The organism is Gelidibacter mesophilus DSM 14095 (assembly GCF_000423005.1).
Taxonomy (GTDB): domain Bacteria; phylum Bacteroidota; class Bacteroidia; order Flavobacteriales; family Flavobacteriaceae; genus Gelidibacter; species Gelidibacter mesophilus.
Window position 1 is genome coordinate 1 of the sequence record NZ_AUHD01000040.1, and the last position, 1,969, is coordinate 1,969.

Genomic DNA, 1,969 nt, shown 5'->3' on the forward strand with positions numbered 1-1,969 from the left:
TGCTGTGGTGAAAATTTACTCTTTCTCATAATACTGTTTAAAATTAAGATAATTATTCTACTTTTAAACAGTTCGGTTTTAAGGGGAGCTTACACTTGCATTGTTTGCTTTTCCGTGAAAAACTAATTTCTTTTGGTTGGTTTTTTCGTTAAGAACTATCTTATCATTATTTTCGATTACAAAATGTTGTTTCCATTCTTCATCACTATTGTTCTTTGGTGAAATAATTTTGTAAAGATTATATGGTGTTCTATTTCCATCTATATCTAAAATATCTGCCATTCTCAAAATACAAGCTATATATTGAGAATTAAAATAGTAGTCTCCTTTTATTTCATTTATTCTTAAATTGTTTTTAATCCAGTCATAATCTTTCGTATGGCTCTCACAAATTAACGAAAGTTCTCTTGTAAAATCAAGATTAGCTAATTTTGGAATAGCAAACTTATCCTTAAGTTTTTCAATTATATATTTTGCAGATAGCGAGGAGTGAATACGTCTAACATATTCTTGTAAGGCTAAATCTTCGTTTCCATTCATAAGTTTTTTCATCGCTGAAAACTTAATGTCGCAAAAAGGGAAATTGTCATTTTTGATTAAAGATATATCTTCTTCACTAACTGCCATTCCAATATCGTGCAATAGTGCCGAGTATATTAATAGCGTAATTTCAAGCTCATTTAGTTTCGAATAATCTTGAATTAACTTACTCATATATTCCATAATTCTGAATGAATGTCCAGTATTATGTAATGTGTAATTTGGAAATACGTGCTGTACTCTGGTATTTAGAATATCTTTAATTTCATCGTAAACTTCTTGTATTTTGGAAAGAAATGGACTTTCTATACTTTTTAGGTGTTTGATTAGAGTTAAATCATCTAATCTGAAGTCATTGTCTATGATCATTATTGTTTAGTGTTACAATGTTTCTCAAAGTGTGGCAACGTTTATTTATATGAGCTGTGGCGTGTGTCGGCACGAACCTCTCCAAATAAAAACTGGCTTTGGAAAATCCGCAGGATTTTCCAAGTGAGGACAGACCAAGCCATAGCTTATATACTGTGTTGTGCAACGTATTTTTTATTCAACATAATGATTATCCATTCCAAAGAAATATTCTTCTCTTTTCTCAAAATCATATTCCGTTATTAATCCATTGCTTGCGTTCATCTTAAAGTGATATTGTACTTCTGGAAAGCAACTTGGTCCAGCAATACTTCCTTCACGAATGAGTGTATTTGTAGACCAAATAAATGATTCGGTTCTTTTGTCAAACCACAAGTCAATATTCAGCTTTTTATATGAGATTTTTCTACGAATTAATTCCGAATGGACAGAGTCAATTGATATTATTCGATCAGCAAATTCAGCCTTTGGGAAATCAATGTCTTTAATCACTTTCCCATTATTGTCAAGCATTAAATTTAGTCCAATTTTTTCAATTCCGATTTCAGGTATTTTTAATTGATAAACGACTGAATATATAGGAAAATCTAAAATTGAGTCACAATCCGTTTTTTCTTTGTCTTGACCTAATAGTGCTAAAATGGAACTTTCATTCTCGGTTCTTTCTATTTCTATTGGTTTGTCAGAAAGCACATAACCATTATCAAATTCCAGTTTTTGAAAATTATTATTTCCTATCCTGTTTTTTAGATAAGAGATTAATTTATTCTGCATTTCAGTTGGGATTTTGTCCAAACTCTCAAACTCGGCAGAATAGCAACTATTTATATATTTATAACTTTCCGTTTTAGAAGCTAATTGAGGATATTTTTCACGAGAATATTTGTCGCAAGAAGCAAGTAGTGTAATTAATAACAAAAAGCTTAATATTTTCGTTTTCATTTCAATTTTTACGTACTGTTGAGATATGTCTCGTCCTAAAATATGGCTACAGGTTAAAATTGAATTTACGCTGATAATTTATATACCATATTAGGTGTTTTATAGTCTAAAGATAAGT

The 1,969-nt window shown here is 30.1% G+C and carries 2 protein-coding genes; both read right to left on the minus strand.

The window, feature by feature from the left end; all coding sequences use genetic code 11:
* Positions 1-78: 78 nt before the first annotated feature.
* Entirely contained in the window at positions 79-909 is an 831-nt protein-coding gene (locus G525_RS0117770) for an HD domain-containing protein (RefSeq protein ID WP_027127331.1), read from the minus strand.
* 174 nt (positions 910-1,083) lie between these two features.
* Positions 1,084-1,851, minus strand: coding sequence for a hypothetical protein (locus G525_RS0117775; RefSeq protein WP_027127332.1), 768 nt, complete (start codon positions 1,849-1,851; stop codon positions 1,084-1,086).
* Positions 1,852-1,969 lie beyond the last annotated feature (118 nt).